30 protein-coding genes and 1 pseudogene are annotated in these 24,959 nt (G+C 48.1%); 24 read left to right on the forward strand and 7 right to left on the reverse strand.

What is annotated here, in order from left to right:
* Positions 1–13 precede the first annotated feature (13 nt).
* The 13 genes from AC3WTJ_RS10680 to AC3WTJ_RS10740 all read left to right on the forward strand — a co-directional run bounded on the left by AC3WTJ_RS10680 (position 14) and on the right by AC3WTJ_RS10740 (position 11,567).
* The gene (locus AC3WTJ_RS10680; protein ID WP_048743986.1) at positions 14–214 is read left to right on the forward strand and encodes a cation transporter; all 201 of its coding nucleotides are present in this window, start codon (positions 14–16) and stop codon (positions 212–214) included.
* A 29-nt stretch (positions 215–243) separates the two neighbouring features.
* Positions 244–2,691 (forward strand): heavy metal translocating P-type ATPase, encoded by a 2,448-nt coding sequence (locus AC3WTJ_RS10685; RefSeq protein WP_049867110.1) that lies wholly within the window; start codon positions 244–246, stop codon positions 2,689–2,691.
* A gap of 22 nt (positions 2,692–2,713) precedes the next feature.
* Positions 2,714–3,637 (forward strand): DUF8832 domain-containing protein, encoded by a 924-nt coding sequence (locus AC3WTJ_RS10690; RefSeq protein WP_021877399.1) that lies wholly within the window; start codon positions 2,714–2,716, stop codon positions 3,635–3,637.
* A gap of 22 nt (positions 3,638–3,659) precedes the next feature.
* Positions 3,660–4,280: an NAD(P)/FAD-dependent oxidoreductase gene (locus tag AC3WTJ_RS10695; protein ID WP_153783394.1), complete on the forward strand. Its 621-nt coding sequence runs from the start codon at positions 3,660–3,662 to the stop codon at positions 4,278–4,280.
* A 14-nt stretch (positions 4,281–4,294) separates the two neighbouring features.
* Positions 4,295–4,552: a glutaredoxin family protein gene (locus tag AC3WTJ_RS10700; RefSeq protein WP_021877401.1), complete on the forward strand. Its 258-nt coding sequence runs from the start codon at positions 4,295–4,297 to the stop codon at positions 4,550–4,552.
* 101 nt (positions 4,553–4,653) lie between these two features.
* Complete coding sequence (locus tag AC3WTJ_RS10705; RefSeq protein ID WP_048743993.1) at positions 4,654–5,508, forward strand: class I SAM-dependent methyltransferase; 855 nt, start codon at positions 4,654–4,656, stop codon at positions 5,506–5,508.
* A 56-nt stretch (positions 5,509–5,564) separates the two neighbouring features.
* On the forward strand, positions 5,565–6,221 hold the full coding sequence (locus AC3WTJ_RS10710) for a TVP38/TMEM64 family protein (protein WP_492521729.1): 657 nt from the start codon (positions 5,565–5,567) through the stop codon (positions 6,219–6,221).
* A 118-nt stretch (positions 6,222–6,339) separates the two neighbouring features.
* Positions 6,340–7,032 carry a response regulator transcription factor gene (locus tag AC3WTJ_RS10715; protein WP_048743998.1) on the forward strand — a complete coding sequence of 231 codons (693 nt, stop codon included), beginning with the start codon at positions 6,340–6,342 and terminating at the stop codon, positions 7,030–7,032.
* Positions 7,029–8,099, forward strand: a complete 1,071-nt coding sequence (locus AC3WTJ_RS10720) for a sensor histidine kinase (RefSeq protein WP_048744001.1) — start codon at positions 7,029–7,031, stop codon at positions 8,097–8,099. Before AC3WTJ_RS10715 ends, AC3WTJ_RS10720 begins: the two co-directional genes overlap by 4 nt.
* Before the next feature lie 141 nt (positions 8,100–8,240).
* Positions 8,241–9,146 carry a F510_1955 family glycosylhydrolase gene (locus tag AC3WTJ_RS10725; RefSeq protein WP_374725869.1) on the forward strand — a complete coding sequence of 302 codons (906 nt, stop codon included), beginning with the start codon at positions 8,241–8,243 and terminating at the stop codon, positions 9,144–9,146.
* Between the two features lie 13 nt (positions 9,147–9,159).
* Positions 9,160–10,458: a cell wall-binding repeat-containing protein gene (locus AC3WTJ_RS10730; RefSeq protein ID WP_048744006.1), complete on the forward strand. Its 1,299-nt coding sequence runs from the start codon at positions 9,160–9,162 to the stop codon at positions 10,456–10,458.
* A 237-nt stretch (positions 10,459–10,695) separates the two neighbouring features.
* A complete protein-coding gene (locus tag AC3WTJ_RS10735; protein WP_083436180.1) occupies positions 10,696–11,025 on the forward strand; it encodes a four-helix bundle copper-binding protein in 330 nt (109 codons plus the stop codon).
* Between the two features lie 383 nt (positions 11,026–11,408).
* On the forward strand, positions 11,409–11,567 hold the full coding sequence (locus tag AC3WTJ_RS10740) for a hypothetical protein (protein ID WP_492521730.1): 159 nt from the start codon (positions 11,409–11,411) through the stop codon (positions 11,565–11,567).
* A gap of 469 nt (positions 11,568–12,036) precedes the next feature.
* Here AC3WTJ_RS10740 and merA read toward each other — a convergent pair whose 3' ends face one another.
* From merA to merR, 4 genes are all read right to left on the reverse strand, one after another.
* The gene (gene merA / locus AC3WTJ_RS10745) at positions 12,037–13,677 is read right to left on the reverse strand and encodes a mercury(II) reductase (protein WP_021877410.1); all 1,641 of its coding nucleotides are present in this window, start codon (positions 13,675–13,677) and stop codon (positions 12,037–12,039) included.
* 3 nt (positions 13,678–13,680) lie between these two features.
* Positions 13,681–13,941, reverse strand: coding sequence for a heavy-metal-associated domain-containing protein (locus AC3WTJ_RS10750; protein WP_021877411.1), 261 nt, complete (start codon positions 13,939–13,941; stop codon positions 13,681–13,683).
* A 170-nt stretch (positions 13,942–14,111) separates the two neighbouring features.
* Positions 14,112–14,372, reverse strand: a complete 261-nt coding sequence (locus tag AC3WTJ_RS10755) for an Uncharacterized mercuric resistance protein MerE (RefSeq protein ID WP_021877412.1) — start codon at positions 14,370–14,372, stop codon at positions 14,112–14,114.
* Positions 14,369–14,782, reverse strand: a complete 414-nt coding sequence (gene merR / locus AC3WTJ_RS10760; protein ID WP_021877413.1) for a mercury resistance transcriptional regulator MerR — start codon at positions 14,780–14,782, stop codon at positions 14,369–14,371. The genes AC3WTJ_RS10755 and merR overlap by 4 nt, the downstream gene beginning before the upstream one ends.
* 213 nt (positions 14,783–14,995) lie before the next feature.
* Here merR and AC3WTJ_RS10765 point away from each other — a divergent pair, with 213 nt between their 5' ends.
* Entirely contained in the window at positions 14,996–15,133 is a 138-nt protein-coding gene (locus AC3WTJ_RS10765; RefSeq protein ID WP_021877414.1) for a hypothetical protein, read from the forward strand.
* 118 nt (positions 15,134–15,251) lie between these two features.
* Here the strand turns inward: AC3WTJ_RS10765 and AC3WTJ_RS10770 are convergent, their stop codons facing one another.
* Genes AC3WTJ_RS10770 through AC3WTJ_RS10780 form a run of 3 tightly spaced genes read right to left on the reverse strand, consistent with a single transcriptional unit; the run spans position 15,252 to position 18,359 of the window.
* A complete protein-coding gene (locus AC3WTJ_RS10770; protein ID WP_328805261.1) occupies positions 15,252–15,839 on the reverse strand; it encodes a class I SAM-dependent methyltransferase in 588 nt (195 codons plus the stop codon).
* A 41-nt stretch (positions 15,840–15,880) separates the two neighbouring features.
* Positions 15,881–17,998 carry a heavy metal translocating P-type ATPase gene (locus AC3WTJ_RS10775; protein ID WP_021877416.1) on the reverse strand — a complete coding sequence of 706 codons (2,118 nt, stop codon included), beginning with the start codon at positions 17,996–17,998 and terminating at the stop codon, positions 15,881–15,883.
* Entirely contained in the window at positions 17,988–18,359 is a 372-nt protein-coding gene (locus AC3WTJ_RS10780) for an ArsR/SmtB family transcription factor (RefSeq protein ID WP_048744055.1), read from the reverse strand. Before AC3WTJ_RS10780 ends, AC3WTJ_RS10775 begins: the two co-directional genes overlap by 11 nt.
* Positions 18,360–18,576: 217 nt before the next feature.
* Between AC3WTJ_RS10780 and AC3WTJ_RS10785 the strand changes: the two genes are divergently transcribed.
* The 10 genes and pseudogenes from AC3WTJ_RS10785 (at position 18,577) to AC3WTJ_RS10830 (ending at position 24,865) form a co-directional block, all read left to right on the forward strand.
* On the forward strand, positions 18,577–19,008 hold the full coding sequence (locus tag AC3WTJ_RS10785) for an arsenate reductase ArsC (protein WP_021877418.1): 432 nt from the start codon (positions 18,577–18,579) through the stop codon (positions 19,006–19,008).
* A 14-nt stretch (positions 19,009–19,022) separates the two neighbouring features.
* Positions 19,023–19,346 carry an ArsR/SmtB family transcription factor gene (locus tag AC3WTJ_RS10790; protein ID WP_048744011.1) on the forward strand — a complete coding sequence of 108 codons (324 nt, stop codon included), beginning with the start codon at positions 19,023–19,025 and terminating at the stop codon, positions 19,344–19,346.
* Between the two features lie 15 nt (positions 19,347–19,361).
* On the forward strand, positions 19,362–20,774 hold the full coding sequence (locus AC3WTJ_RS10795) for an arsenic transporter (protein WP_021877420.1): 1,413 nt from the start codon (positions 19,362–19,364) through the stop codon (positions 20,772–20,774).
* 30 nt (positions 20,775–20,804) lie between these two features.
* Positions 20,805–21,230 carry an arsenate reductase (thioredoxin) gene (gene arsC / locus AC3WTJ_RS10800; RefSeq protein WP_048744013.1) on the forward strand — a complete coding sequence of 142 codons (426 nt, stop codon included), beginning with the start codon at positions 20,805–20,807 and terminating at the stop codon, positions 21,228–21,230.
* A gap of 10 nt (positions 21,231–21,240) precedes the next feature.
* Complete coding sequence (locus tag AC3WTJ_RS10805) at positions 21,241–21,711, forward strand: ArsI/CadI family heavy metal resistance metalloenzyme (RefSeq protein ID WP_028598746.1); 471 nt, start codon at positions 21,241–21,243, stop codon at positions 21,709–21,711.
* Between the two features lie 3 nt (positions 21,712–21,714).
* Positions 21,715–22,158, forward strand: a complete 444-nt coding sequence (locus AC3WTJ_RS10810) for a protein-tyrosine phosphatase family protein (RefSeq protein ID WP_021877422.1) — start codon at positions 21,715–21,717, stop codon at positions 22,156–22,158.
* 104 nt (positions 22,159–22,262) lie between these two features.
* Positions 22,263–22,712 (forward strand): MarR family winged helix-turn-helix transcriptional regulator, encoded by a 450-nt coding sequence (locus AC3WTJ_RS10815; RefSeq protein ID WP_048744016.1) that lies wholly within the window; start codon positions 22,263–22,265, stop codon positions 22,710–22,712.
* A 51-nt stretch (positions 22,713–22,763) separates the two neighbouring features.
* A pseudogene (locus tag AC3WTJ_RS10820) lies at positions 22,764–23,818 on the forward strand (flavin-containing monooxygenase).
* Between the two features lie 35 nt (positions 23,819–23,853).
* A complete protein-coding gene (locus tag AC3WTJ_RS10825; RefSeq protein WP_492521731.1) occupies positions 23,854–24,036 on the forward strand; it encodes a hypothetical protein in 183 nt (60 codons plus the stop codon).
* 28 nt (positions 24,037–24,064) lie between these two features.
* Positions 24,065–24,865 carry an arsenite methyltransferase gene (locus tag AC3WTJ_RS10830; RefSeq protein ID WP_021877425.1) on the forward strand — a complete coding sequence of 267 codons (801 nt, stop codon included), beginning with the start codon at positions 24,065–24,067 and terminating at the stop codon, positions 24,863–24,865.
* Positions 24,866–24,959: the final 94 nt, after the last annotated feature.

Below are 24,959 nucleotides of genomic sequence, written 5' to 3' on the forward strand. Positions count from 1 at the left end.
GGAGAATGAATCCATGAAAAATGTAACGTTGAAAGTTGAAGGTATGTCTTGCGGACACTGTGTCAATTCGATTGAAGGGGCTTTGAAAACAATTGGGGCAAGCGGCAAAGTCGATCTCTCGGGAGGAACGGTAGCTGTAGCGTACGATGAAAGCCAACTGACGATAACTGCCATTAAGGAAGCTATTGAAGAACAAGGATACGACGTAGTGTAACGAATCGGAAAAGAAACGAGGTGTTCGTGATGGAAGCAGTCAGGCTGGAAACGGAGCAAACGTCCCTGCAATTAACCGGTATGACATGCGCCGCTTGCGCAAACCGGATTGAGAAGGGACTCAATAATCTCGAAGGCGTGACGGAAGCGAACGTGAACTTTGCCCTGGAACGGGCGACGGTTACGTACGATCCGAAAAAAGTAAATGTCGCGCAAATGGAACAAAGCATTCAAAAACTCGGCTACGGTACGGCAAAAGAAGTCGTTGATTTCAAACTGGAAGGCATGACCTGCGCGGCTTGCGCGAATAAGATTGAGAAAGGCCTTGGAAAATTGCCCGGCGTCACGAACGCTTCCGTTAACTTCGCGATGGAAACCGCTCGGGTCGAGTACAACGCGGCCGATGTATCTATCTCCGATATGCAGCAACGCGTGGAAAAGCTGGGCTATAAAGCGATACCGAAGCAAGACGAAGCCAATCCTTCGGAGCATCGCGAGAAAGCCATTTCACAACAAAAGCGCAAACTGCTCATCTCCGCCGTTCTTTCGCTGCCGCTGCTCTGGTCCATGGTCAGCCACTTTTCGTTCTTATCCTGGATCTGGATGCCGGAGCTCTTCATGAATCCGTGGTTTCAATTGGCGTTGGCTACACCAGTTCAATTTTACATTGGCAAACAGTTCTATGTGGGCGCGTTCAAAGCGCTCCGGAATAAGAGCGCCAATATGGACGTACTCGTCTCGCTCGGAACGTCAGCTGCATACTTTTACAGCTTATACTTAACAATTGAATGGGCCTCAATGGGCAGCATGGCGCATCACGGTCCATCGATGTACTACGAAACGAGCGCGGTCCTCATCACTCTCGTTATTCTCGGGAAGCTGTTCGAGTCGCTGGCTAAAGGCCGTACATCTGAAGCGATCAAGACGTTGATGGGCCTTCAGGCGAAAACGGCTCTCGTTGTTCGGGACGGGCAGGAAATGACGATTCCGGTCGAAGACGTACTCGTCGGCAATATCGTGGTGGTGAAACCGGGGGAGAAGATCCCGGTGGATGGGGAAGTGCTGGAAGGAAGTTCGTCGGTCGATGAATCGATGCTGACCGGCGAAAGTATCCCGGTCGAGAAAAAAGCCGGAGACAGCGTGATCGGTGCTACCGTCAACAAAAACGGCAGATTGAGATTGAAAGCGACCAAAGTCGGCAAGGAAACCGCGCTTGCCCAAATCATTAAGGTCGTGGAAGAAGCGCAAGGCTCGAAAGCGCCGATTCAACGGGTAGCGGATGTCATTTCCGGAATCTTCGTGCCGATCGTCGTAGGGATTGCGGTTGCCGCATTTCTGGTTTGGTACTTCTGGGTGACACCCGGCGATTTCGCAAATGCGCTGGAGAAAGGGATTGCGATCCTGGTCATCGCCTGCCCTTGCGCACTGGGGCTCGCTACACCGACATCGATTATGGCGGGCTCCGGCCGCGCCGCGGAGCTTGGCGTGCTGTTCAAAGGCGGCGAGCATCTGGAATCCACGCACAAAATCGATGCGATCATTCTCGACAAAACCGGCACCGTAACGAAGGGGAAACCGGAACTTACGGATGTTGCCGCCGCAAATATAGACGAACATGCTTTTCTCCGCTTAGTTGGCGCTGCCGAGAAGGATTCCGAGCATCCGCTTGCGGAAGCGATCGTTGCCGGAATCCGGGCTAAAGGCATCGAGCTTCCGGCAACGGAACAGTTTGAGGCGATTCCAGGGTTTGGTATTCGTGCCGTCGTTGAAGGCAAAGAGGTTCTGGCCGGTACGCGCAAGCTGATGGCGAAATATGACGTTTCGGTTGAACAGGCGCTTGATCGGATGACGCAGCTTGAAGAAGATGGAAAAACGGCGATGTTGATCGCGGTTGACGGAGCGTATGCGGGTCTCGTCGCGGTGGCCGATACGATTAAAGAAACATCGAAAGAGGCTGTAACGCGGCTGAAAGAAATGGGCATAGAGGTGATCATGATCACGGGAGACAACGAACGCACCGCACGGGCGATTGCGGGGCAAGTCGGCATCGATCATGTTCGCGCCGAAGTGCTTCCAGAAGGCAAAGCGGAAGAAGTGAAGAAGCTGCAAGCGCAGGGTAAGAAAGTGGCGATGGTCGGCGACGGCATCAATGACGCCCCCGCGCTGGCGATGGCAGATATCGGCATGGCGATCGGTACCGGTACGGACGTGGCCATGGAGGCCGCCGACGTCACCTTGATGCGCGGCGATCTGACGAGCATTCCGGATGCGATCTACATGAGCCGCAAGACGATGAGTAACATCCGCCAAAACCTCTTCTGGGCGCTCGGCTACAACACCCTCGGCATTCCGATTGCCGCGATTGGACTGCTGGCCCCTTGGGTTGCGGGCGCGGCGATGGCGCTCAGTTCCGTGTCCGTCGTCCTTAACGCCTTGCGTCTGCAGCGTGTCAAAGTACGCTCTGCATCGAACTTGTAATGAAGTGGAGTTGATATAAACCATGAAGAAGAAAATCATCCTCGTCGCTGCGGCGGTACTTGTGTTAAGCATATTGGCCGCATGCGGCAAAGCAGGGGATAAGAAACCCGCAGGCGGAAATAATCATGCCGGTCATGGAGCCATCAGCGGGCAAGAGAACGCCGAGAAGCCTGCAGGAAACGAGAAAAAGGAGGCGGGAGAGATGGATCATGGAGGCGGCCACGGCGGCCATGGCGCAGATGCGAAGCCTGCTGCGGAGAATCTTCAAGCATCATTTGCCTTCCCCGCAGGCGCCGCAAAAGCAAATGAAGAAACGGAATTGACCATTCAAGTGAAGGATAAGGACGGGAAACCGGTCAATAAATATGATGTCAATCACGAGAAATTGCTTCATCTCATTATCGTCAATCACGATTTATCGTTCTTTAACCACATTCACCCCGAGTTTAAGGGTGACGGCACATTTACGGTGAATACGTCGTTCCCGGCTGGCGGTGAGTACAAAGTGTTTGCGGATTTTATTCCGACTGGCGGGGCCAATACAACGCTCAGCGAGTGGGTGAAGGTGGAAGGCAAAGAAGGCAAGCATGCCGCGATTGCAGCTGACGCAAATCTTGTGAAAGAAGTCGATGGCAAGGAAATTGAGCTCTCTATGAGTGCCGCCAAACCGAAAGAAGACGTGACATTGACCTTCAACATTCGCGACGCGAAGACGAAGAAGGGGATCAATAATCTGCAGCCTTATTTGGGTGCGGTTGGCCATGTCGTAATTCTTTCGGAAGATGCGAATCAGTATCTTCATGTTCATCCGATCGACGAGAAAGCGACCGGGCCGGATGCGAAATTCGCGACTTCTTTTCCGCAAAGCGGCACGTTCAAAATTTGGGGACAATTTCAGCACAATGGCGAGGTGTTCACCGTCCCCTTCGTCGTCAATGTGAGATAACGGATCGAAGAGGAGAATGATCATGGGAGATAAGACGAAACTGGCGGTATCGCCTGCGATTCAAGTCGGGGGAAGCCTATTTACGCCGGATCAACTTGCCAAGATCGGTACGGTTGTCGGTTCAGACGCCAAAATTGAAATGACCTCGTTCAAGCAGCTTTACGTGGAAGTGCCTCTTGATGAGCGAGAAGCCATCCAGGAAGAACTGGAGCGTGCCGGTCTGGAAGTATATCCGGCCGGATTTGCGACCAAGAGCCTGATCGCCTGCAACTTCTGCAAAGGTGCGGAAGAAGCCGGTCTGGAGACGGCTCGCATCTTGAATCGGGCGATCGCTGGCATCGCGACGCCCACGCCGCTGAAGATTGGCTACGCAGGCTGTGCGCTGGGCACAAGTGAACCGCTGCTGAAAGATATCGCTGTCGTCAAAATGCGGGATACGTTCGATATTTACGTTGGAGGAGAACCTAAAGGCATCAAAGCTGCGACGGGGCGGTTGCTTGTCTCCGGCATAACAGAGGAACGACTTGTTCCTGTTGTATCCACGCTTATTGATTTTTATAAGCAACAAGCAAAAGGAAAAGAGAAGTTCAGCAAATTCGTGGATCGGATCACGATGGAGCAGTTGAAACAAATCGTCGCGTAAAGGAGAGAAATTCCATGTCGCAAATCGATCCGAAAGATCCGATCAAAATTTACACGATCCCGACCTGCAGCGACTGCCACTTTGCCAAGCGCTATTTCAATGAGCATCAAGTTCCCTATGTTGACTACAATTGTGAAGAAAATATCGAATATGCGAAAGAAGTTCTGGAGCTGACAGGAAAGCAGGTCGTACCGACCATCGTCATTAAAGACAAGGTATTTGTCGGTTTTGCCGAGAACTTGAATGAAATAAGCAAACTCCTTGTAGGCTAAGAACTTATAGGTGTCTCGCGCAGGCTGCTATTTGTGTCCGTGACTAAAGAGTGGTTGCCTTAATCCGAATGTTAGGAGCATTCATAAGGGGAGGTACTATCGTGGCGTCCGAGCAAAATGAAGAAAGATCAAAATCATGGGAAACCGCAGGGCAAGTAGCGGCTTGGAATCGAAGCAGTGACGATCGAGAAAGGCTTCTAGGGGAAGCGACGGAGCTTATGCTGCGGGAAGCTGGCGTTAGGGAAGGAACGCAGCTTCTGGACATAGCGGCGGGGATGGGGGACCAGACGTTCATGGCCGCCCGGATGATCGGTCCGGCAGGAAATGTTGTTGCTACCGATATCTCAGCGACCATGCTGCAGGTCCTTGCCGAGATCGCGAAACAAGAGACGCTCACTAATATTCAAACGCATGTCATGGATGCCCAGCATGTAGATTTGCGGACAGACACCTTTGATGCGGCTATATCCCGTCACGGTTTGATGTTTGTTCCAGAGCTGGGGCAAGCCTTGACGGGTATCCGAGAGGTGTTGAAAACGGGCGGTAAATTCGCGGCACTCGTATGGTCGAGTCCGGATAAGAACCCGACCTTGTCCCTGCCGATTTCTATCATTTCACGATATGCAGGCATCCCGATTATGGAAGGCGGCAAAAAACCAGGCGTGTTCTCACTTGGTAACCCCGACTTACTGGCAGAAGCCTTTCAGACAGTGGGCTTCCGGGATGTAACGGTGCAGGCTGTCCCGCATATTCACCGCTATGCTTCGGCTGTGGAGTTTAGCCGTCGTGGGCGAGAAGACGTATCCGCCGGTCCGCTGGGTGAAATCATTAAACGGCTCAGTGAGGAAGAACGCAAAAAGATGCATATGGAAATTGTTCGTGCGCTGCAGACATTCGAAGGGCCAGAAGGATTTGAAGGGCCATCGGAATCACTCCTGGTTGTGGGGATCAAATAAATGGGCTTACGCAGCTTTCCTTTGGAGAACGGAATGGAAACATGATGAAAAAAGGATTGGTTGTTCTTCTTTATGGGGTCGTGATTGCCGCCGTCATAATCTTCAAGGAATCTCTGCTTTCATGGCTCTCTCTTGGAGGCGTGGAGCGTCTTCCATGGATGATCGGGGCTGCGATCCTTCTTGCGATGATTCCGCTCGTTCCTTTTGGGATTGTAGCCGGAATCATCGGGGCCGCGTATGGGCCGGTCTGGGGCAGTTTGATCAATGTGGTCAGTTCAACCACCGCGGCAGCCTTGACCTTTTGGGCGGTTCGGTTGATTTTTCAGGAACGAGGCCGTCAGCTCATGGCTTCGGTGAAAGGAGCAGAACGGTTTATCTTCCTTCTGGAGCGTAATGCATTCTTTGCGGTCATACTGGCTCGCCTGCTACCATTCGTCCCCGCGGTAATCGTCAATATCGGTGCGGCTCTCTTCCGAATGTCCTTTGGAAGTTTTATTATGGCCACTGCGGTCGGGAAAGTACCGGTCATGGTTGTGTTTGCCTTCATGGGGAGTCAGTTGGATTCAAACTGGCCCGTTATGCTACGGACGCTGTTCATTTACATGTTCTTTCTGGTGGTTGTATACGCAGGCTATCGAGTATGGCTTCGCTGGATGGAATCCCTTTATAAAAAGGAACCGACTGATGAATACTATAGAGGAAAAGGGGACTGATTCGGGCTGATTAGGGTCGCCCTTTTGTTGTTTCTGCACGGCATCTCTGCATCTACATCAGTTCTACATAAGTCATGGGTAAAGTGATACATAGAGGCGTTATTCGCGGAGGATGGTCATGAAAACGATATTGGTCGTCGATGATGAATCGAAAATTCGGGATGTGGTTGTATCCTATTTGAAAAAAGACGGTTTTCAGACCGTTGAAGCCGAAACGGGCAGCGAGGCCATTCGGCGCGTGCAAAACGAATCGATTGATTTTGTCATCCTGGACCTTATGCTTCCGGATATGGAGGGCGAGCAGGTTTGCCAAGCGATTCGTCAAATCCATTCTGTTCCGATTTTGATGCTTACCGCCAAGGTTTCCGAGAACAATCGGATTAAGGGGTTATCCATGGGGGCCGACGATTACTTGATCAAGCCCTTTGACCCACGCGAAGTAGTGGCTCGGGTTCGGGCGATTATGCGGCGTACGGACGAATATCATTTGCTTGCGGATCGCCTGGCCTTTAATCAAGGGGAACTTATCATTGATTCGTTAAAGCAGCAAGTATTCCGCGACGGCCAACCGGTGAACCTGACCCCGAATGAATATAAGCTGCTGCTTGTCCTGGCCAAGCATCCGCAGCGTCACTTTTCACGAGAGGAGCTTGTAGAACGCGTGCTTGGCTATGATTTTGACGGTGATATCCGAACGATCGATCAGCATGTAAAAAATATCCGGCAAAAAATAGAGGGCGACCCCAAGTCCCCAAAATATATTGTGACGGTGTATGGAACCGGCTATCGGTTTGCAGGAGGAACAACATGAATAAGCGTCTGCATACCCGTTTGGCTCTGATTATTATCGGGATTGCTGCTGGCATTGTCCTGATTACAACCATTAGCGTCATTTTGACGACACACTATCATTTCTCCTTGTATCAAGCTCAAGCCGGTATGACGCACGAATTACCCGAACTGAATTATCATTTGGAACAAGCGTTGATGCAAACGATCATCTGGACGTGTTTAGTTGCGATTGTACTTGCCGTATTTCTCGGTTTTTATGTAGCCAAACGAATTTCGGCTCCTCTCATTCATATGAAGCGAGTCGCGGAACGCATGACGGACGGGGAATGGAGTACGAGAGTGGACATTCAAGGGAAAGATGAGCTTGCAGACTTGGGCGCATCGCTAAATACGCTGGCAGAGCAGTTGCAGCAGCATGAGCAACTGCGCGTCACGATGACCGAAGACATCGCGCATGAGCTACGAACCCCTTTGGCTACGCTCAAAAGTCATATGCGCGCCCTAGAAGACGGGATTTGGGAGCCTACGCCGGAGCGTATCCATTCCTGCTACGAAGAAATCGAACGATTGACGCAGCTAGTAGCCGAGTTGGAAGACTTGACGCATGTGGAGTCCCCCGGTTTTCAATTGGTGCGAAAAGAAGAATCATTGACGGCCATCATCGAGAGAGGCGAAGAACTGGTTGCTGCTGCCTATCGTGAAAAAAACGTTCATCTACGGTGTTCCGTAAGTCCTCATATTGATGTTTTTGTCGATCATGATCGCATGATTCAGGTGCTTGTGAATCTGCTTAGCAACGCATTGAAATTTACTCCTGAACACGGAGAAGTGCGAATTGAGGGTAGTGAAGACAGCGGACATGTTTGGATCCGAGTTCAAGACACGGGAACGGGAATCCCACAGGAGGACTTGCCCTATGTGTTCGAGCGATTTTACCGGGCGGATAAGTCCCGCAATCGGAAGACCGGCGGCAGCGGCCTGGGGTTAACCATCGTCAAGGAGTTGGTTGCAGCCCACGGCGGGGAAATTTCGGCCGAGAACCGGGAAGGTGCCGCTTTTACAATTCGGATTCCCAAAAGACAATAGAGCAAGCATTCTACATCGAATCTTCAAAAGTATCGATTACACTGTATATGACTTGCATTTTTATCGAATGGTTTGGAAATACATGGGGGACACTGAATTCAGGTCTCTTTTTTAGATATGGGGGTAATTTTTTTGAAAAAGATGACGATGCTTGCACTAGCGGCAGTACTCTTGATCGGGACCACGGCATGCTCGAAAAAGGCAGAGCAAGGGCCGAATTCCAATGCGAGTACCACTTTTATGCACCTACATGGCCTTGGTTACTCCGCAGACGGAAAACGGCTTTTCATTCCCGTTCACAACGGACTACAGTTATATGCAGATGGTTTATGGAGTGAAGGTCCGGGGGTGAAGCACGATTATATGGGGTTCACCGCTGTCGATGACGGATTTTACAGCAGCGGCCATCCAGCACCGGGTTCGAAGTTTAAAAATCCATTAGGCCTTGTGAAAAGTACGAATGACGGGAAAACCATCACGGTCCTGGCACTTGAGGGAGAAGTCGATCTACACGGTATGACAGCCGGGTATCGTTCGCATGTGCTATACGTGGTGAACCCGGAACCTAACACCAAAATGAAACAGGCAGGGCTGTTTTATAGCAAGGATGAGGGGAAAACCTGGACAAGCAGTCCTGCAACCGGGCTCCAAGGGCAGATGATGGCAATCGCAGCTCACCCTTCTGATGCAGCAATTGCTGCCGTCGGCACGACAACAGGTGCCTTTCTGTCGAAGGATTACGGCCAGAGGTTTACCGCATTGGTTCCGGAACAACCGGTTTCGGCCCTGGCTTTCACGGATTCCGGTAACGTACTAGTAGCTACCTCCGGCCCCAATGCTTCGCTGATTGAAATTAATATAGAGAGCAAGCAATCGTTGGTGATTCAGACGCCAAGCAAGGATACGATCACCTATGTTGTCCAGAATCCAGCGAATCCGAAAGAGCTGGCCATCGCAACGGAGCCAAAAGATGTCTTTCTTTCTACCGATCGCGGCGCTACATGGATACAAATTGCAGATAAAGGCAAAACTATCAACCGAAAATAGGAGGTTTTTAAGCATGAAAAAAAGCTTGAAAGTCGGTATTATTTCGGCGGCTACAGCACTGGCCCTGACCGGATGCTTTAACAAATCCAATTCTTCCACTCCACACGATATGAACAACATGGGCCAGCAAACTGGTTCGGCACAAAGCCCAGCCAGTGCGGTATCTTTGCCGTGGATTGCCTCAAAAAACACGACGCGCATCAATACAAGTGAGCCGGTGGAAGCTGCGGTGCTGGTTTCAAAAACGCTGTGGATGGCAACCAGTGATGCGAACCGTCCCGGAGGCGTCATTCTGGCGAACCCGAAAGATTGGCAAACGACCCTCGTTAGTGCAGATTTGATTCATCACCCGAATAACGGTCCAGTTCTGTTTGTGAATAAAGACAGTGTACCGGATGTAACGCTGGACGAATTGAAAAGACTAAAACCAATGGGGACGGACATGAATAAAGGAACCCAGGTTATATTGGTCGGGGATCTTGACCCCAAGGTAGAGGAGCAGGTAAAGGCGCTTGGATATAAGACGGACAAGATTGCAGGGGGCAACCCGGCGGCCGTAGCCAAAGCCGTAGATGCTTATTATACCGCTGTCGCGATGGAAAATCCGCCTTCGGTCATCATTGGTTCTATGGACAGCGAAGAATATTCAATGCCAGCAGTGAATTGGATTTCTCATATGCCTGAGCCGCTACTTTATGTTAAAAAGGATGAGGTTCCGCAAGAAACCGTGGATGCTTTAAAGAAACGGGGCGGAAAAGCCAATATTTATTTGCTCGGGCCAGAATCGATTATTTCGGCCAAAGTCCAAGAACAATTGGGTCAGTACGGGAAAGTGGTTCGTATTGCGGGCAACGATCCATATGCGAATGCCGTTGCCTTCGCGAAGTATAAAGATTCCACAACCGGTTTTGGTTGGGGGATTACAACCCCGGGTCATAACTTTTCGTTCGTCAATAAAGATTCCGCAGCCTTGGCACTCGCGGCAGCTCCATTCTCGCATTTAGGCAAACATGCACCGCTTCTCTGGACGGACAAAGACAAACTGCCGGATACGGTGATGTCCTATGTCATGTCGATTCAACCGAAATATAAAAAGGAGCCAACGGAAGGGCCTTACAATCATGCTTGGTTAACGGGGAGCGAGGATTCGTTATCCGCCGTGGCGCAAGGGGAGATCGATTCCATGCTGGAGATCGTATCGGAGACCGGAGAAGGCCATGGCGGGCATGGCGGCGGAAATACAAAGACAGAACCGTCCCCTAAACCAAGTGAGGGCACAACCGGCGGCTATATGCCGGGCATGAAGCATTGATTATCAGGTCGAACACAAATTTCCAAAAGAAAGCAGGTGTCTGATTATGATGGGGATGATGTACGGATGGTCATGGGTCATGATGCTGTTTTGTGCATTGTTCATGGCCGCGATCATAGGTGTCGCCGTTTATATAGCGGTAAGGCTTGCTTTAAGAAAAACTCGTTTGTAGTATATCGCAGCTCGTTTGGGTAAAACATAAAAGGTACAAATTTCAAATTGGAGGTAAAACAACCCATGTCACATGAGCAATTTCAACATTGCATTGATGAATGCATAAAGTGTATGCTGGCATGCAATCACTGTTATGACGCCTGCTTGAATGAAGATCACCTTGAGGGGATGAAAGAGTGCATCCGGTTGGATCGGGAGTGCGCCGACATTTGTGCCTTTGCTGCGCAAGCGATGTCCCATCACAGTTCCTATGTGAAGGAGCTTTGCCGGATTTGTGCCGATGTTTGCGAAGCATGCGGGAATGAGTGCAAAAAGCACGAGCATGAACACTGTCAGCGCTGTGCCGATGCTTGTTTCTCCTGTGCAAAAGCTTGCCGAGCTATGGCAAGCTGAAACAAGGCGAAAACAGCCTATCCCACTCTGGGGATAGGCTGTTTCGGTGTTCTATCTTTTCAATTGCTTAAAGTAGCAATTCTTGGTTAAACTGACGCAGTAGAAAAAATTCTGTACTCACTCATGTAGGAACTTTATTTAAAGTATATAAATTTAAAGAAGCAGAGAATGGGGAAGAAGCCGTCCAACTGTTACAGGAATATTCGGCCGGATGTCGTCACCATTGATATTACGATGCTCGAAATGGGCACTATGGCAAATTCGGTTGTATCAGTACCGTAAATCTGGTTACTCTAGGCCAATGCCGTGCTCGTTATAGGTATCCCTCCATAGACTAATGTGGAAATACGAAGACGTTCAAACACACGAGGAGGGAATTTCCTTTGAATCATTTCGTCCACTATGCGATGCCGATGTACACGCAAGACAATGCCACTTATTATAGACAAATGTACGAATGGCATATGAAACCTGCATCATTATCAAGAACAGTTGCGCGGGTTTCATTTGGAACGGGCCAAGTATTTTCAAGGCTTGGTTGAAGAAAGAGAGAAAGCTGCTACAAAATCCAACGACGGCCCTGCTGCTTGATACGGAATTTCTATGGGGCGATGTGCTGAACTGGAAAAATTCCGAGTGAAGCTATGGGACCAGTACTTAACGGTTCGTGATTTTTACGGCGGAATTGCCGTTTCCTTCGATAATCTTTGGTTTGATTTCCTATCCAGATATTTTATATCGGAACAGCCATTGACATTGATTTTTGACCAAGTTTGCAGAGATATGGAAAGACACGTAATTAGAAAAACGGAACCCGAGAGTCCATAAGAAGCTAAGAAAGTCGCTTTTTGGAGGACTCCAAAGCGCTTGAAACGAAGAGGTAATATAATTGCAGTCGGTTGAATGCAAAAACCAGTCAACACGAAAATTAGTGTTTGACTGGTTTTCATTATCGATAAACGATCAGTTGAGAACAGTTGTCTTTACGATCAAGGTTGCTTGGCCAATATCTTATCCAGCACAACAGGATAATTTAGATACATCTTTATTGATCGTAAGAGCTGCTAGTTTTAATCCCTCAGCCATCGTTAAATACGGTGCTAGGCTATCGCGTAGATCCTCGACCGTTAAACCGAACTTGACTGCAAGTGTCGCAGCGTAAATTACATCTCCGGCATTTTCAGCGACAATATGAACACCAAGCACCGTTAACGACTTGGAATCAGCCACTAATTTAAAAACGCCGGTTGTTTCGCGATTAACAAGTGCTCTAGGCACCGAATCCAAAGGAAGAATGGACGTTTTAACCTCATACCCTTTTGCCTTGGCTTTCTCTTCCGTGAGTCCTACAGTAGCAACGGAAGGAGAAGTGAACGTAACACCTGGAACAGCTTCAAGATTTACCTTTTTCTCTAAGCCGCCTATTGCATTATCGGCCGCGATGCGACCTTCATAAGCAGCCACATATACAAACTGCGGCCCCATCGTCACATCGCCTGCAGCATAAATTCTAGGATTCGAAGTGTTTAAAAAATCATCGACGACGATTTCGCTTTTGGAACCTATATTTACGTTCGCAGCATTAAGGTTTAGTGCTTCAATATTTGGTTTTCTACCGGTTGCAATAAGCAGCTGCTCGACTTCGATGACTTTCTTTTCGCCATCTACGGAAATATGCACTTGTTTTAGATCGCCACTTGCTTCTATGCGATCATACGTTACACCGGTAATCAAGTGAATCCCTTGCTCCGTTAAAGCCTTTGTCACCGCTTCGGAAATTTCAGGGTCATACTCTTTCAAAATGCGAGGACTTCTTTGCATCAGCGTAACATCTGACCCTAGATTGTGAAAGAGTTGACCCAATTCCATTGCAATATAGCCTGAGCCAATGACGGCAACCGTTTTAGGCAATTGTTTGAGCTCAAGTAGTGATGTGCTTGTTAAATAATCCACGTCCCTTAATCCTTGAATATCCGGAATGGACGGAGAAGCTCCTGTGGCAATTAAAAATCGTTTCGCTGTAACCAGTCGTCCACTTACCTCAATGGTTTTTTCATCTACGAATGTTGCCTCTCCTCGAATGAGTTCAAATCCGTACTCACCAATCAAATGTTCATACTTCTGTTCTCGCATACTGGCTACCAGTTCATTTTTATGTTCGACCAACTTTTCCAAATCTACTTTTCCTGTTGATGTGGCTAGTCCCAAGAATGGGTTGCTTTTGGCTAAATGATTGATTTCACCGGCACGAAGCAGCGTTTTTGATGGAACACAGCCAACATTTACGCAGGTTCCGCCAACAATTCCCCGCTCAATGATCGCGACCTTTGCGCCATATTCCACCGCTTGAATCGCTGCGGAAAAAGCTGCTCCACCGGAACCGATGATCAGAAAATCATAGTCGCCTTCATCGCCGAGAACCGGAGCATCATGAGTTTCTATCACTTCCGCATCTCCGGATTGATATTTTGCCTCGTTAATGGCTTTTTGGGCGGTTTCGATCATAACGTCATCGGGCAATTCAAACGTGGCTTCATTACGGTGAAAACTCGTCTCGATATTGGCGGCTCCAATGTTTTTAAGTGCGGTTGCTACGTGTTCTTCGCAGCCGCTGCATGTCATGCCTTGAACGTTGATTCGGTATTTTTTCATTTTTTATCCTCCCATTACATCAAACCCATATTTTGTAACCGATGATTGGATTAGCTTTACATCGGTTTTCAGATCATCAAAGGAAACCGTCACTTTTCCAGTGCTTCCCTTAGGTTCAATTTCTACTTTGCTGACTCCGTTTACCTTGAAATTAAATCTTGAATCACAGAAGGTGGGCAACATTCTAATCCCGTGACCGTGAACGTCGCCGATTGATTTGCAACAGTTGTACTTGCAGTTTGCACTGCTGCCGATGATTTTCATTGCTGCCGCCTGCCGTACCCGTGATCATTAAAAACATCTGGTACTTGATTGAAATAATCGCGAGTGTACCTGCCAAACCGGATAATCCGAGTGGAATGAGAATTAAGGGTCCGAGGCAGCAAGAAAGGCAGATAATACCGCCCCCCAGCTCGTTAGTTTTTCTCTCAAAATCATTCACCTCGTTTTTGCCCTGGTACTGAGCAGCAATCGTGTGTCACATCGGTTTTTTCTTGTATATTCGTCCTTTTGAATACCATACAAAGGGAAATCACAAATAGAATAGCCAAAATAGCACTAGCGGCGCCTTGATGGGCTGCAAAATACGCACCCAGTGTTGTGCCAGCAAGCAGAGGAAGAATCAAAACGAGATGGCAAGGGCAGGAAAGCAGAGCTAAAAAGCCCCATCCCATTTTCTTTGTATTGTCTTTCACAGGATTTCCTCCTCATTGTCAATTAACGCCTCGATGATTGGGCATTCATGAATTGCCTTTTCATCTGGACAGCGGTCTTTTAAATCTTTTAGCATACATTCGATTCGCTCAAGGTCTCTTATTTTCAACCGAACATCTTCAAGTTTTTGAACAACAAAATCGTGCATATCCGCACATCTCACATCGTCTTTATCAACGACACCAAGCAATTTATCAATTTCAGATAACGTAAAACCAAGCTCTTGTATACGTTTAATGAACATGATTCGTTTTACCGCATCTTCCGGATAAAGCCGGTAACCTGCATCCGACCTTACAGGTTCAGCAATCAGACCTTTTCGTTCATAATATCTAAGCGTTTCTTTATTCACATTACATAATTTGGATATATCTCCTGAATGATACCTCATGGTTCACCTCCCTCATAAGTGTAAACCCTGTACCATGATACATAGTCAAGACATCTTTATTTATTTCCTTAAAGTTCCGAAATAATTTTATTTTGGTTGTATTAGCTATGTGGCCGAGCAAGAGCGGAAGAAGAACCGGCAGCGGCAGGCGGAAGGAATCGAGGTTCCCCGAGAGGAGGGCTGTTGTATTCGGCCGACCCAAGCAGGAGATCGATGGAAAATGTGGAGGCGTACCGGGAATGGAAAGCAGGCCAGATTACCGCGACGGACGCTATACGTCGGATCGGTATGAAAAAGCCTACATTTTACCGGCGAGTGAAGGAATACGAGGAAATCAATGAGCCGTTCTAAGCTATCGTCAGTTCCGCGGCGGCCAATGATGGGGTAGTACCAGCAAACAAAGCTGACACCACCCGTAAAGTACATGGGGACATTTCCCCCTCAATACCTTGGCCTAGGAGATACCTAGTTAAGTTTGATGTTTACGAACTATGATTTTTCGATACATACCGTTAAATAGGGCTGATGCATCTTCTTCCACTCGAATTTGTTTCTCGTACGGCATAATGATTTGCTCAAAATGACGACCGATGTCTGTACCCATCAATGCTACGACGGGGCGAAGAATTTTCTTCATTACAGGCAACTCCCGAGATGGAGGGGCAAACTTATCGAAAATGAGAATACGTCCCCCAGTTCGCGTAACCCGAATCATTTCTTGAAAACATTGGTTCGGATCAGGGACCACAGATAAGATCAGATTCGCAATGACCATATCAAATGATTCCGGTGAAAAGGTCAAATTTTGTGCATCCATTTCCATGAAAGTAACGTTAGGAGAGTAATATTGATTCTTAGCTCGGCCAAGCATTTCGGGTGACAAGTCGATTGCAGTTACAGAAATATCTTTCCCCATAATGAACCGCAAGTCTGCACCTGTCCCGACGCCCACAAAAAGAATTTGGCTGTTAGCTTTAATGTCGACGTCCTCAAAAATCTTTTTCCGAGCCTTTAGAAAAGGCCCGGAATTAAAGAAATAATCATAAAGGGTGCCCATACCCGATAAATCACTTTATTCCAAGGGTTATTCATAGGCGATCATTTCCCTTTCACTTTTAACAAACGTAAGCTGTTCAAAGTAACAATTAGGGTAGCTCCCATATCTGCAAAAATAGCCATCCATAGCGTAAGCCATCCAGGAACAATCAAAGCCAAAGCGACAAGTTTAATCCCGAGCGAGAACGTAATGTTTTGCTTTATTATCGCAAGGGTTTTACGGCTTAACCGAATCGTATACGGGAGTTTACCTAAGTCGTCAGCCATAAGTGCAATGTCCGCCGTTTCAAGCGCCGTATCCGTACCCGCGCCTCCCATAGCGATACCAACCGTTGAAGCCGCAAGCGCGGGCGCGTCGTTGACGCCATCGCCAATCATTGCGACATTGCCATAGTCTTTACGAAGCTGCTTAATGTAATCTAATTTATCTTGCGGCATGAGGTCGGCTTTAACGTCTGTAACATTCAACCGGCTCCCGATAGCTTCGGCGGTTGCTTGATTATCACCCGTAAGCATAATCGTTTTCTTGATGCCAATTTCGTGCAATTGCTTAATAACGTCTTTACTGGAATCGCGCACTTCATCGGCCACGGCTATTAAGGCAAGAACTTGTTGTTCCGTTCCCAAGACCATAACCGTTTTCCCTTGTTTTTGTAGAGCTTCGATACGTTGATTCGTTTCAACATTCATATCGGAGCGAAGTTCTGCAAAGAGTTTTGGACTACCGACGTAATACAATTCCTCGTTTACTTTTGCTTTAACGCCTTTTCCAGTTATCGATTGGAAATCCTCAACGGTGAGGGATAAGTCGGCTCCGAGATTTTCAGCTTTACGAACAATCGCGGAAGCGAGCGGGTGTTGCGAACCTTTTTCGATAACTGCCGCGATGGCAAGCAATTCTTTTTCGTCTTTCGTTCCGAAAGTATGGACATTTGTTACTTCCGGGAATCCTTTCGTCAGCGTACCCGTTTTATCGAATGCGATTGCGGCAAGGCGACCAGCTTCTTCAAGGTGTATGCCGCCTTTGATAAGGACGCCATTTTTCGCCGCGTTTCCGATAGCTGTAACAATCGAAACAGGTGTCGAAATGACCAATGCGCAAGGACAGCCGACGACGAGTAACGCTAATCCCCGATATACCCAATCGCCCCAATCAGCGCCGACGAACAGAGGGGGAACAACGGCAATACCTAATGCCAAAATCATAATCGCGGGCGTATAGTATTTCGCAAATCGGTCAACGAACGCTTGTGAAGGTGCACGTTCGGCTTGTGCTTCTTCAACAAGGTGAATAATTTTCGAGATTGTAGTATCCTCGACATGCTTCGTTACTTTGACCTCAAGCAATCCTTCTTCGTTTAATGTGCCTGCGAAAACTTCATCATCAATTGTTTTCGTTACGGGAACCGATTCGCCGGTTATCGCAGCTTGGTTAATGGTTGATGTCCCTTTAATAACCACGCCATCCATTGCGAGTTTTTGACCAGGCTTTACAATCATGACGTCGCCAACCTGTATATCATCGACACTTACCGTAATTTCTTCGGAACCGCGTCGAATCAGAGCTTCCTTCGGTGCAATATCCATCAGGGAACGAATGGATTGACGCGCTTTCTCCATAGAGTAACGTTCCAAAACTTCACTAATTGCAAACAAGATCACAACCGTCGCGCCTTCGCCCCATTTGCCGATCGCCGCGGCACCGATGATGGCCACCGTCATAAGGGTGTTCATATCGAACTGAAGCCGGAAGAGATTTTTAAGCCCTTTTTTGAATAGATCGTAACCGCCAATGAGAATAGAAGCCGCAAAAATGACTGCGGATAAGATACTTCCCTCACCTAGAAAATAACCTGCCGCAAGCAATACGGCAGAAACCAACACGTTCCAATGCTCTTGCCAAAATGGCTTTTTCTTTTCAATCGTCCGTTGTTTTTCAGGTGTGACTTTCAGGCTTTCAAAAGCTCCAGCCTTTTCTAAATCCTCCATTGTGGTACTTCCATAAACGGTAATCTTGGATGCTCCAAAATTGACTTGAGCATCTTTAACGCCAGGCAAACCTTTTACATTTTTCTCGAAAATGCCTGCGCAATTCGTACAGGTAAAGCCTTGAACTCTGTAGACGTTTTTATCTTCTGTGTTTTCAATTTTATTTTCCATTGGTGATCAACTCCCGCGAATGAGTAGAAGCTAGCTGTACCAATTGACGAACATGGTCGTCTTCTAGCGAATAAAAAACTAATTTGCCATCCTTGCGGTATTTGGCTAGGCCAAGCTGCTTTAAGGTGCGAAGATGGTGTGAAGCTGTTGCCAACGAAGAACCGATAATGTTAGCCACATCACAAACACATAATTCATCTTCTTCGCAAAGGGCAAAAGCGATTTTCATTCTGGTTTCGTCAGCTAAAACCTTAAACATCTTTATCATGCCTTGAATATTTTGTCCTTCAAGTGCATGTTGTACCTTTCGGACTTTAGGTTCGTCATAACAATAAATTTCACATGAGTCCTTTTCTTTCATACCGCTCATATTCTCACCTCTATAATCAAACGAGTATTTGATTGTTATCATACAACAAACTTTTCGATTATTCAAATGTATATTTGATTATCTATCAAACATATCTAAAATATTCTTTTCAACGTTGATACTGCGTTAACAATTGGCGTATATGATCATAATAGAAATAAGCAAATAATTATATGGCTATTTACAGCGGGTAGGGGAGTGTGGGAGAATGAAACGGGAAGTCAAACGAATTTATTTCCTTTGCGGGCAAAATCGGTGCCGAAGTCAGATGGCCGAAGCTTTTGCCAAGTTTTATGGCGGGGATCATGTAGTGGTGGAGAGTGCTGGATTAAATCCATCCGAAGAAGTGCATCCTTACACCATTGAAGCTATGCGTGAGGTAGGCATCGATCTTTCCCAGCATGTTTGCAAAAAAATTGATATGAAATTTTTTCTAGCGTCGAATGCGATCGTCAAGCTGTGCGAACAAATTGTGGAGCGCTGTCCTATCGTACCGTTTAAGATCATGAACGTCGAGTGGAACATCCCTGACCCGTTGGCCGTAGACGGCGGCAGCCTGGAAGACGTGAAGAGAGCGCGTGACGAGATTCGGGAGAAAGTGATTGGGTTGTTAAAAGGGATGGACATTCCCGTCGCTTAAAAGGAGTGAAGCAGTTGAGCAAACTAGAAGAAGTAGCGGATGCCTTGAAGCTATTAGGGGACCGGAACAGGCTCACTATCGTAGCCATGTTGCAGGTGAAGGAACTGTGCGTGTGCGAGATCGTGGACATTTTGAAAACAAGCCAGCCCAATATCAGTCAGCATATGCGCAAGCTGAGGGACGGGGGCTTGGTCAAAGAGTCCCGCAGGGGGCAATGGGTTTATTATTCGCTCTGCCTGGAAGACAAGCCTTATATTTTGGATATTCTAAAGGAAATTCCTTCGCAAGCGGCGATGATTGAGCCTGTCGTTTGCGAAACCAATGATTGCTGTACGTAGTTCAGGAGGACGCATATGGTTTATGTAGCGATTTTCATTTTCTTGGTAACGTTGCTTTTTGTCATCTGGCAACCGAAAGGATTAAACATCGGCTGGTCGGCAAGTGTCGGAGCGATCCTTGCTTTAATATTTGGCGTGGTCAGCTTCGCTGACGTCGGCACCGTAACCGGCATCGTGTGGAATGCCACCTTGGCGTTTGTGGCCATTATTTTAATCTCACTGGTGCTGGATGAAATCGGATTTTTTGAGTGGGCTGCCTTGCATATGGCGCGGCTGGCACGCGGAAACGGTCTACTCATGTTTGTATTTATCATCCTGCTTGGATCGGCGGTTGCCGCGCTGTTTGCCAATGACGGCGGGGCCTTGATTATTACGCCGATTGTGCTCGCCATGGTCCGGGCGCTTAAGTTTGATGAAAAGATGATCCTACCGTTTATTATGGCGAGTGGGTTCATTGCCGATACGGCATCTTTACCGCTTGTCGTCAGCAACTTGGTGAATATTGTATCCGCCGATTATTTCAACATCGGTTTTGCGGAATACGCGAGCCGCATGATTGTTCCGAATTTCTTTTCCGTCATAGCGAGCCTCATTGTGCTGTATCTGTATTTCCGGAAAAGCATCCCGAACAATTACAATCTCACGCAACTGAAAAGGCCGAAGGAAGCCATCAAGGATATGCGGCTGTTTAAGTTATCTTGGGTCATTTTAACCGCGCTGCTTGTTGCGTATTTTATTAGCGAATTTTTCTCGATCCCTGTATCCATTATTGCCGGGGTTGCAGCGATTGCCTTTTTGTTCGCGGCGAGAAAGAGCCCTGCGATTCATACTTGGAAACTGGTAAAAGGCGCTCCCTGGGCTGTCGTGATCTTCTCTATCGGCATGTATGTGGTCGTTTATGGCTTGCGCAATGCCGGACTTACGGATGCACTGGGCAGCGTCATTCAAGCGGTCGCAGACAAAGGGTTATTTGTGGCTACCGTAGGGATGGGCTTTATTGCAGCCATCCTGTCGTCCATTATGAACAACATGCCAACGGTCATGATTGATGCGTTGGCCATCCAAGGTACACAAACCGATGGATTCATTCGTGAGGCGCTGATCTATGCGAATGTGATCGGTTCGGACTTAGGGCCGAAAATTACGCCAATCGGCTCCCTGGCCACGCTGCTTTGGCTGCATGTACTATCCACAAAAAACGTGAAAATCAGATGGGGCTATTATTTTAAAGTCGGCATCTTGTTAACCATTCCCACGTTGTTCATAACGCTCACCGGTCTTTATGTATGGCTTTATGTTCTCCAGACGCTACAGGTGAATGTATGGCTATGTATTGCGGTGATTGTGGTCGTCCTGGTGGTGGTTGCAATGATCATGAAGTCTTTTATGGGAAGTAAACAAGCGAAAAGAGTTCATCAAGGCGATTAATGAATTGAAATCAAAAGGAGATTGTTCACCATGGAGAAAAAACCGTTAATTTATTTTTTGTGCACCGGAAATTCTTGCAGAAGCCAAATCGCGGACGGGTTTTTAAACGCGCTAGGCAGCGACAAATATGAAGTCAAAAGCGCAGGTCTTGAAGCACACGGACTGAATCCGCGTGCGGTGCAAGTCATGCAAGAAGCTGGGGTAGATATTAGCAAAAACACCTCCGATGTGATCGATCCGGACATTTTGAATCGCGCCGATTATGTCATTACCTTATGCGGCCACGCCGACGAGCATTGCCCTGTGATCTCCAACAAGAACGTAACGAAATGGCATTGGGGTTTTGATGATCCGGCAAAAGCAACCGGAACCGAAGAAGAAATCATGAACCAGTTCCGCACCGTTCGCGATTCGATTAAGAGCCGGATTGAACAATTCGTCAAAGAAGGGAAATGAGGTGGCGACGATGATCAAACGAATGCATGTTGCTTTAAACTGTACGGAGCTGAACAAGTCTCTGGAGTTCTATCGCGCTTTTTTTGGGGCCGAACCGAGTAAGATTAAAGATAATTACGCCAAATTCGAGTTAGAAGAACCGGCGCTGCATTTTTCGCTCAATGTGCGCCCCTTCGAACAAAAGGGTGTACTGAATCACTTGGGCTTCCAAGTCAATAATACGGAAGAAGTGCTGGCCATAGGGGAGAGGCTTCGTCAAAGCGGACTGCTGCTGATTGACGAGATGAATACCACATGTTGCTATGCGGTGCAGGATAAAGTTTGGGTGTATGATCCGGACGGCAACGCTTGGGAGATTTTCTACACAAAAGAAGATTCCGAATTCGAATCCGCCGGAGAAGCCAGGGATTTGTCCCTTTGCTGCGCGCCGCCAGCGGCCCCGGTTCCGATTGAGTTTGGATCGTTTAAAAAAGGAGTATAGTCTATGGCGTCTGAAAAAACCTACCATGCTTTGATTCCGGATAAAATTTTCATGGGCGCGGCAACTGATGTGGAATCGATGGTAAAAAATGAAGGTATCGACGTGATCGTGGATCTTCGCGGCGAAGCGACGGAATGCACCTATCCAGCGGCGAGTGCGAAATGGATTCAAATTCCGTTAGCAGATCATGCCGCTATGCCGCAAGAAAAAGCCTTCGGTCAAGCGATCCAGGCCGTCACCGAAGCTTATCACCAAAACAAGAAAGTTGCTTTTCATTGTGGCGGAGGAAAGGGACGGACCGGTACGGTAGCCGCTGGCACCTTGCTTGCCTTGGGATTAAGCGATACGCTTGACGAAGCCGAGGCCAAGGCAAAGAGCATTCGCAACATCATTGATATTAAGCCATCACAGAGAGAATGTTTGCACCAACTATATCCCGGTAAATAAGCAAGCAAGAGACCACTCAGCCGAGTGGTTTTCTTTTTGTGCGATTAAAAATATTTGCAATTTGCAAATATATATTGTATAACTGAAACATGAGGTGAATCACAGTGGAAAATGTTCGCGAACTATTTCAGATCATGACACGCCGTTTTGGGTTTCTCAATAAAAATTGCTGCACCGCCGGTGGCTGCGATATTTCCTTAGTGCAAAGCCATATTCTTTACGAGATCGATCGTCAGCATCAACCGTCCATTCAGCAGGTAGCCGAGGCGTTAGGAACCGATATAACGACCTTTAGCCGACAAATCCAATCGTTAATCAAAATGAACTTAGTGAAAAAATCGCCCGATCCCAACGACCGAAGGGTATTTGTGCTTTCTCTCACGACAGAAGGCAAATATGTAGCCACAACGATTGACCAGCAATGTAACGCTTATTTAGCAGAGATTTTCTCTCACATGAACGATTTTGAAAAAGAAACGGTCATTCGCTCCATTAAGCTTTTGAATGAAGCTATGTCAAAATCCAGCCTTTGCTGTTCCACCCCCATCGGGTGATTTCTTTTCTCTAATACTTGCATTTTGCAAATAAATCGGAGGGTGTTGGGTATGAATGAGGTATTGGATACGATTGTCATTGGAGGGGGGCAGGCGGGTCTGGCTTCCGGCTATCATCTACAGAAGAAAGGACTTCGATATCTGATTTTGGACGCGGGCGACGAGGCGGGGGGCTCGTGGCCGCGTTATTACGATAGTCTCAAACTGTTCTCTCCGGCACGTTTCTCGTCGATGCCAGGCATGACATTCCCCGGCGATCCGAATGGCTATCCCAAGCGTGATGAAGTCATTCGTTATTTACAGGATTACCGGGCAAAATTTCAATTGCCGGTCCGAACCAATCAACGCGTAGCATCGGTCGAAAGGGATGGAGAAGGGTTTACGGTCCGTACGATGGTAGGGGATACGTTTCGGGCACGCACCATCATTAATGCGGCCGGCTCATTTCACAATCCCTATACGCCAGTTTTACCGGGGCAGGAGGCGTTTCAAGGCCGCACACTTCATTCCTCCGAATACCGGAATCCGGAGCCATTTCGCAATCAACGCGTAGTGGTGGTCGGGCGTGGCAATTCTGCCGTACAGATCGGAGTTGAGCTGGCCGAGGTGAGCAAGACGTCTTTAGCGGTACTCCGGCCGATCCAATTCATGAAATCGAGGCTGTTGGATCAGGATGTGCATTTTTGGATCAAACTGATTGGGTTTGACACCTTTCCTTTTTGGCGGTTCGGGAAAACCGCGCCGAGTTCAAGTGCGGTGAACGATTCGGGCGGGTACAAAGAAAAAGTAGCGGCAGGAAAACCAGATCAACAACCGATGTTCACATCCTTTTATGAGGATGGCGTGATTTGGCCGAACGGGACAAAAGAGCCGGTAGATACGGTGATCTTTGCGACAGGCTACCGGCCGTATCTTCCCTACCTTCAAGCGATTGGCGCGCTGGATTCGGAAGGAAGGCCGTTACATCAAGCAGGCATAAGCGACGTTCCGGGACTTTATTATGTGGGGCTGGAAGGGCAGCGTTCCTTTGCTTCTGCTACCATAAGGGGGGGGGGCCGGACGCGCAGTTTGTTGTTAAAAAGCTTTTGCATCACCTTAAACACTGAATGCTTACATTTTTTGATAAAAGGATGGGACCGACTTGAACCTCAATTGGTTTGCTGCGGAAATGCTTATGAAACAACGCCAAAGGGAAATCGAACGATCTGCTAGAGAAGCGTGGAAATGGTCAGACGCTATGCAAAAGCAATCGGTCCGATTCTTTAACCGACGGCCAATCATTCGTGCAACACCAACGGCTTGCTGCGTTACGAGCTGCTGTTGATGTATAAAAAACTAAGGAGTGAACTTTCATGAATCAAGTAAGTAATGATCAAATTCGTCAAAACGTTCGGAATCGGTATAAAGAAATCGCCTTACAGGACGTAGGGGCGGGGTCCTGTTGTAAGCCAGCGCCAGCCAATGATTGCTGTGGTTCGGCCGCGGATGTTTCCGCTAAAATGGGCTACTCGTCAGAAGAATTAACAGCCGTTCCAGATGGGGCGAATCTGGGCCTCGGCTGTGGCAATCCGCAAGCCATTGCTGCTTTGCAACCGGGAGAAGTCGTGCTGGACCTGGGCAGCGGCGGCGGGTTTGATTGCTTTCTTGCCTCCCGTCAGGTGGGCGCTTCCGGCCGCGTCATTGGTGTAGATATGACACCGGAAATGGTCAGCCGCGCCCGCGAAAATTCCAGTAAAAGCGGATTTACCAATACGGAATTTCGGTTGGGCGAGATAGAGCATCTGCCGGTTCAGGACCACTCGGTTGACGTGATTATTTCAAACTGTGTCATTAATCTGTCCCCATCGAAGCAGCAGGTGTTTGACGAGGCGTTCCGTGTGCTGCGTGACGGCGGCAGACTGGCCATATCGGATGTCGTGGCAACAGCCGATTTTCCGGAAGAAATCAAGCAGGATATCGACCGTATCTATTCAGGGTGTATTTCAGGAGCTTCCTCTATCGGGGAGTTGGAAGCCATGCTTGCGCAAAGCGGGTTTACCCAAATTGAGATCGAACCTAAAGACGAATCCCAGACGTTCATCAAGGATTGGATTCCCGGCGCAAATGTCGAACAATACCTGGTGTCTGCCGCGATACGTGCCATCAAGGCTTGAGCCGTGAAGGGCCGAACTGTTGCAGCTCGAGTTGAGTTGAACATGTTCGGCATAAACAATAAGGCGCTGCCGGTAAGTTGGCAGCGCCTTCGCC

Source organism: Paenibacillus sp. FW101-FHT12H11 (assembly GCF_058790355.1).